The 7,215-nt window shown below is 70.8% G+C and carries 3 protein-coding genes; all 3 read right to left on the bottom strand.

Going from position 1 to position 7,215, the window contains the following annotated elements:
* Positions 1-2,087: condensation domain-containing protein (locus tag AB6807_RS39185; protein WP_371088787.1), on the bottom strand; the 2,087-nt coding region annotated here is incomplete at its 3' end.
* An 8-nt stretch (positions 2,088-2,095) separates the two neighbouring features.
* Positions 2,096-6,763: an SDR family NAD(P)-dependent oxidoreductase gene (locus AB6807_RS39180; protein WP_371088786.1), complete on the bottom strand. Its 4,668-nt coding sequence runs from the start codon at positions 6,761-6,763 to the stop codon at positions 2,096-2,098.
* Positions 6,763-7,215 (bottom strand): phosphopantetheine-binding protein (locus tag AB6807_RS39175; protein ID WP_371088785.1); only part of this gene is annotated, 453 nt, incomplete at its 5' end. The genes AB6807_RS39180 and AB6807_RS39175, both read right to left, overlap by 1 nt.

Raw genomic sequence — 7,215 nt, 5'->3', positions numbered from 1 at the left:
TCCAGCTTGTAGAACTCCTGCATCCAGGCCATGCAGCTGAACAATGCTTGGTGGCGGATGGCTGCGCCCTTGGGGCGACCGGTGGAGCCGGAGGTGTAGATGACATAGGCGAGGTGCTCGCCGTGCAAGGCCACCTGCGGGTCGGAGTTGGGTTCGGACGATGAATCGAGCGTGTCGAGTTCCAGCACCTGGAGTGCTTCGACGCCGGGAATCAGGGATCGCAGACTGCGTTGGGTCAGCAGCAGCGAGATGCCGCTGTCCTCGACCATGTACAAAAGGCGATCTGCGGGGTACTCGGCATCCAGGGGCACGTAGGCGCCGCCTGCCTTCAGCACGGCCAAGATGCCCACCATCATTTCGGTGGAGCGTTCCACGCAGATGCCGACCAGAACATCCGGGGCCACGCCCAGGCCGATCAATCGATGTGCCAGGTGGTTCGCACGTGCATTGAGCTGCGAATACGTCAACGCTTCATCACCGAACACCAGCGCCGGCGCAGAGGGCTTCAACCGCGCATGCGCCTCGATCTGCCGATGCACAGGCTGCGCACCTTCGTGACGACGTGTGTTCTCGCTCCACGCAGCAAGCTGCGCGCGCTCCTCAGTCCCGATCAGCTCGACATCCCCGACAGCCATCTCAGGCGCTGCGGCCAGCGCCCCCAGCACCGCCAGGTAATGCCCGGCCAGCCGCTCGACCGTCTCCCGGTCGAACAGCTCCGCCGCATACAGGAAGGTCGCCTCCACCTGCCCGTCCTCGAACTCCAGCGTCTGCAGCGTCAGCTCGAACTGCGCGTCTTCTTCCTCGAAGTCCAGCCGCTCGACGGTCACGCCCGGCCAATCGGCCAGCGAGCGGTGGTCGCGGCGCACGTGGTTGAACATCACCTGGAACAGCGGGTTCGCGCTCAGGCTGCGCTCGGGGCGCAGCGCGCCGACGAGCTGCTCGAACGGCAGGTCCTGGTGGGTCTGCGCGCCGATGGCGGTGTCGCGCGTCTGCGCCAGCAACTCGGTCAGCGTGGTGCGCGGCCCCATCTGCGACCGCAGCACCTGCGTGTTGACGAAGAAGCCGACGACGCCCGCCGTTTCCGCGCGGTTGCGGTTGGCAATGGGCACGCCCACGCGCGCATCGGCCTGGCCGGTGTGGCGGAACAGCAGCGCGTTGAAACCCGCGAGCAAGGCCATGAACAGCGTGGCACCCTGCCCCTGGGCGCGCTGGCGCAAGCGTGCGACGGTGTCGGCGGGCAAGGCGACGGTGATGCGCGCCGAACCGTAGCGGCCGTCGGCATTGCGCGGGCGGTCGGTGTGCAGCGAGATCACGGGCTGCTCGGTGCCCAGGTGGTCGCGCCACCAGGCGAGCTGGCGTTCGCCCTCGCCGCCGTCCAGCCACTGGTGCTGCCACGCGGCGTAGTCGGCGTACTGCACCGGCAGCGCGGCCAGTGCCGGCGCCCGGCCCTGCACGCGCGCGGCGTACTGCGCGGCAAGCTCGTCGAGCGAGAGCTGCACGGACCATCCGTCGGACACGATGTGGTGCATCACCACCAGCAACTGGTGCGCCTGCTCGCCGGTCTTCAGCAGCACGGCGCGCATCAGCGGGCCGCGCGTGAGGTCGAAGGGCTCGGTGCGAATGCGCTGCACCTCGGCGCGCACCGCCTGCTCGCGGGCGGCGGCGTCGAGCGTTCCCAGGTCGATGCAGGGCAGCGCGACCGTCACGCCCTGCTGGATGATTTGCTGCGCACCGCCGTCGCTTTCATCACCTTCTTCACTGAAGACGGTGCGCAGCGACTCGTGGCGGTCCACCAGCGCCTGCAGGCTCGCATGCAAGGCAACCGTGTCGAGCGGGCCGGTCAGCACCAGGCCACCGCTCAGGTGGTAGGCCGTGCGCGCCGGGTCCAGCTTCCACAGGAACCATTGGCGGCGCTGCGCGAAAGACAGCGGCGCGCGGTTCCGGTCGGTGCTGGCGGGGCGCTGGGGGATGGCGCTCTCGGCCTGGCGCGCGCCGGTGCTGGCGCCGCGCAGCCGCTGTTGCAGGCGGGCGCGTTGCTCCGCGCTGAGGTTGGCGCGGCGGGCGGAAATATCCTGGGTGTCGGGCATGGGAGTCTTCAGACGGTGGCGGACAGGCGAGCCGGTGCGGCGTCGATGGGGTCGGCAAGATCGGCGGGGCCGCCGTTCTCCGCGTTCTCTATTTCTTCGATCAGCCGCGTCTCGACCAGCAAGGCCAGGTCGGCGATGGTGGGTGCCTTGAAGAACGCGGCCGGATGCAGTTCGATCTCGTAGGCCTTGCGCACGCGCGCCAGGATCTGGATGGCCAGCAGCGAGTCGCCGCCCAGCTCGAACAGGTTGTCGTTCACGCCGACGGCGGCAATGCCCAGCATGTCTTGCCACACGCCGGCCAGGCCGGTTTCGAGTTCGCCTTCGGGGGCGGCGTAAGGCGTGTCGAGCGCCGGGCGCGGGTGGTTGCGACGCCCGCCATGGGGCGTGCGCGCGGCGTGGGCCAGAGGGCCGTTCTCGATCAGCGCCAGCATGCCGCTGTCGAGTTCGCCCAGGCGCTGCGCGAGGTCGGTGGTCGAGATCAGCACCTGCGCATGCGCAGGGCCGTTGACGATGCGCTCCAGCGCCAGCGCGCCCTCGGGGCCGTCCATGCCCACGCCCTCGGGCAGCACCATGCCCGCGGCCATGCCCAGGTCGCGCCAGGCGTCCCAGTTGACCGAGATGACGGGGTGGCCGGCGCTGCGCCGCGCCTGCGCGGCCAGTGCGTCGAGGTAGGCGTTGGCCGCCGCGTAGTCGCTCTTGCCCAGGCCGCCAGCCATGCTGGAGATTGACGAACACAAGAGCACGAAATCGAGTGCATCGTCGCGCACGGCCGCGAGCAAGGCTTGCGTGCCGCGCAGCTTGGGCGCGAACACGGCATCGACCAGGGCGCGCGTGCGCGGGCCGATCATGCCGCTGCTGGCATGACCCGCCGCGTGGATCACGCCATGGATGGCGCCGAAGCGCGCACGCGCCTGCGCGGCGGCGGCCTGCATCTGCGCGGCATCGGTCACGTCCGCGGAAAGCACGAGCACCTCGCCGCCCAGCGCTTCGAGCTCGATCAACTGCAGCAGCTTCTGGCGCAAGGCGGCGGGTTGCTCGGGCGATGCGGCCAAGGCGTCCCACATGCCGCGCTCGGGCAGCGGCGTGCGACCGAGCAGCACCAGCCTGGCCTGCCACGCCTGCGCCAGGTGGCGCGCTACCGACAGGCCCACGCCGCCGAGGCCACCGGTGACCAGGTACACGCCCTGTTTGCGAAAGCGCTGGTGTGGCCCCGCGCCCTGCGGCGGCAGCGCCAGCGGCTCGTAGGCCTTCACCCACCGGTGCGGCCCGCGGTAGGCCACCAGGGGCTCGGTGCCGCGCGGCGGCGGGTCGGCCGACAGCTGCTTTACCAGCCACGCCTCGGCCTCGCTGCCGGCCGCGGGCAGCACCACGTCGACGACGCGGCAGTCGATGTGCGGGTACTCCTGCCCGATCACCTTGGCCAGGCTGAACAGCGTGGCTTTCTCGGGGCACAGGGGTTCCAGCCCCGAGACGTCTTCCATCTGGTTGGTGACGACCTGCAGCGCCAGCGCGCGCTCGCTGCCAGCCGCGGCCGCTGTGCTGTCCAGTGCCTGCGCCAGCGCCAGCAGGCTGAAGAAGCCACGCTCCAGCAGGTCGGCGGATTGCGAAGGCGGCGCCAGTTCGTCGTCCACGCCCCACAGGTGAAAGACCCTGGCGACGGGGCCCAGCTCGGCCTGCACCTTGCGCAGCACCTGCACATGGTCGGCACGCTCGCCGGGGCGCACGGCGTAGTGCCGCGGGCTGATCTCGACGAAGGCCGGGCCCTGCGCCACCCACACCACGGGATGCGCGTCGGCGCCCTGGTGCAACCGAGAAATCAGCCGTTCCGTGAGGCCGCGCGTTTCGCCGAAAACCAGCGTGCAGGTGCCTGCGGGCGGCGCGCTGTGCTGCACGCGCAGCGGCTCGGTGCGCGTCCAGGTCGGCACGTAGAAGGCATTGCCAGCCGCGTCTTTGGCGGAAGGCGCCGCGCGCTCGAAGCTGCCTGCCTCCACCCAGTACGACTGGCGCTGGAACGGGTAGCTCGGCAGCGGCACCTGCCGGCGCGGCTGGCCCGCGCGGCAGGCCGCCCAGTCGATGTCCACACCGGCACACCAGAGCGCGCCGGTCACGCTGGCCAGTTGCCGTGCGTTGCGCGCCTGCTGCTGCGGATGCGCCTGGCTCGCCCAGATGCCCGCGGCCGATGCGGCCAAGGGATGCTGGCGCGCGAGCCCGGCCAGCGTTTCGCCGGGGCCGACCTCGAGCAGCACGCGCCCGGCCGTGGCCAGCAGCGCAGACAGCCCGTCGGCGAAGCGCACCGTGCTGCGCAGGTGACGGCCCCAGTACACCGGGTCGACCGCCTGCTCGGGCGTGATCGGCAAGCCCGTGACGTTGGAAATGAACGCGATGCGCGGCGCATGGCGCGCCACCGAGGCCACCACCTGCTGCAGCTCGGCGACGATCGATTCCGTCAGCGCCGAGTGCGACGCAATGGCCACGTGCAGCCGGCGCGGCATGAGGCCCCGCGCGAACAGCTGCTGCTCGGCTGCTTCGATGGCCTGCAGCGGCCCCGCCAGCACGCACAGCTGCTCGCCATTGATGGCGGCGATGTCGCAACCGGCGGCACGGAACGGCGCGAGCTCGGCCTCGGTCAGCGCGATGGCCGTCATGGCACCGGCGGGCATCGACTGCATGAGGCGCCCGCGCGCGGTGACGATGCGCAGCGCGTCTTCCAGGCTGAACACGCCGGCCAGGCAGGCGGCCACGTATTCGCCGAGGCTGTGGCCCAGCATGATGGCGGGCTGCACGCCGCGCGCCATCCAGGCGCGGGCCATCGCGTACTCGACGACGAAGAGCGCGGGCTGCGTGTATTCGATGCACGAGAGCTTCTGGTCGGCCGCGGCTTCGGCGCCGGCCGCGGGGTAGATCAGCTGGCGCAGGTCCATGCCCACCGTGTCGTTCAGCAACGCGCAGCAACGGTCTACCTCGCCGCGGAACACCGGGTCGTCGTGGTACAGCGCGGCGCCCATGTTCGCGTGCTGCGTGCCGCCGCCGGGGAACAGGAAGGCGACTTCGGGCGCGGTGGCGGGCGCGCGCAGCACCTGCTCGAAGCCGCCTTCGGGCGCGCACAGCGCCTGCGCGGCCATCGCATGGCTGTCGGCGACGATGGCGGCGCGCAGCGGCATCGGGCGCCGTCCGCTTTGCAGCGTGTGCGCGATGTCGGCCAGCGGCTGTTCGGTCGATGCCTCTAGGTGCTGGCCCAGTTGGCGGCCGGCTTGCTGCAGCGCCGCGGCGTTCTGCGCCGACAGCGGCAGCACCTGCCAGCCGGGCGCCTGCTGCGCGGGAAGCGCTGCGGGCGCTTCTTCGAGCACCACGTGCACGTTGGTGCCACCGATGCCGAAGGAGCTGACGCCGGCCCGGCGCGGCGTGCCGCCCGCAGGCCAGGGCTGGGTCGTCGCATTCACGTAGAAAGGGCTCGCCGCGAAATCGATCTGCGGGTTCGGCTGCTCGAAATGCAGGCTGGCCGGCAGCGTGCGGTGCTTCAACGCCATCACGGTCTTGATGAGGCCGGTGACGCCGGCGGCCGCATCGAGGTGGCCGATGTTGGTCTTCACCGAACCGACGGCACAGTAGCCCGTGCGCCCGGTGCCGGCCTGGAAGGCCTGCGTGAGCGCGGCCAGCTCGATGGGGTCGCCCAGCACCGTGCCCGTGCCGTGCGCCTCGATGTAGCCGATGGACTCGGCCTCCACGCCCGCGATCAGCTGGGCCGCGCGAATCACTTCGGCCTGGCCGTTGACGCTGGGCGCGGTGAAGCCGACCTTGTCGGCGCCGTCGTTGTTGGCGGCCGAGCCCTTGATGACGGCGTGGATGGTGTCGCCATCGCGCAGCGCATCATCCAGGCGCTTGAGCACCACCAGGCCCGCGCCGCTGCCGATGACGGTGCCCGCGGCCTTCTCGTCGAAGGCGCGGCAGTGGCCGTCGGGCGAGAGGATGGCGCCCTGCTGGTACAGGTAGCCGCCGTCTTGCAGCAGGTTGAGCCACACGCCGCCGGCCAGCGCCATGTCGCAGTCGTAGCCCAGCAGCGCCTGGCAGGCGGTGTGCACCGCGGCGAGCGAGGTGGAGCAAGCCGTCTGCACCGTGACGGCCGGTCCGCGCAGGTTCAGCTTGTAGGCCACGCGCGTGCACAGCGAACCGCCGGAGTTGCCGCTCATGAGGCCCAGCAGGTCGGCAATGCCGCGCCCGTCGCCCAGGCCGAAGGCGGGCAGCAGGTGGCGCATGAGGTACAGGTTGGGCCCCTCGCCCGCGTACACGCCGACCTTGCCCGGCCAGCGGTGCGCGTCGCAGCCCGCGTGCTCCAGCGCGGCCCACGCGCACTCCAGGAAGATGCGTTGCTGCGGATCGAGGTACTCGGCCTCGCGTGGCGAATAGCCGAAGAAGCCGGCATCGAACTGGTCGAAGCCCTTGAACTGGGTGCCGGCCTTGACATAGGCGGGGTCGTCGAGCAACGCCTGCGACACGCCCTGCGCGCGCAGTTGCGCGTCGGTGAAGCTGGCCACGGACTCCACGCGGTCGCGCACGTTGCGCCACAGCGCGTCCACGCCGTCGGCGCCGGGAAAACGGCCGGCCATGCCGACGATGGCGATCTCGATGCCGGTGGTGGCGGCGGTTTGGGTGTCGGAAGCTTCGTCGAGGGTGTGCATCAGTTGACTCTTTCCGCGGCTTTGCGGCGTTGAAGCAAGGCGGCGCGCTGGCGCAGCGCGCGGTCGTCGCCGGCCGCGGTCGATGCGGCACTCGATGCGGCGGAGGTGACGGTGCCGCGCGCCAGCCACTGGGTGAGCGCGCCGACCGTGGGGTACTTGAAGAGCTGCACCAGCGGCACGGTCGTGCGCAGCCTGTCTTCGAGCAGGCGGTGCACCCGGACCACGAGCAGCGAATGGCCGCCGAGGTCGAAGAAGTTGTCGTGCAGGCCGACCTTGTCGAGCTGCAAGACCTCAGACCAGATGGCGGCCACGGCTTCGGCGATGTGGCCTTGGGGGGCTTCGTAGGGCTTGTCGCTGGTGAACTCCGGCGCAGGCAGCGCCTTGCGGTCGACCTTGCCGTTCGCGTTCAGTGGGAGTGCGTCGAGGACCATGATGACGCTGGGGACCATGTA

The sequence above is a fragment of the Variovorax sp. RCC_210 genome, assembly GCF_041355175.1.
In the GTDB taxonomy this organism is placed as follows: Bacteria; Pseudomonadota; Gammaproteobacteria; order Burkholderiales; family Burkholderiaceae_C; genus Variovorax.
The sequence above is the reverse complement of the archived record's forward strand: the minus strand, read 5'-3'. Positions and strand labels throughout refer to the sequence as shown.

Coding starts and splice junctions, on each gene's coding strand:
- AB6807_RS39180 (WP_371088786.1), bottom strand. CDS start 6,763: ATGCACACCCTCGACGAAGCTTCCGACACCCAAACCGCCGCCACCACC.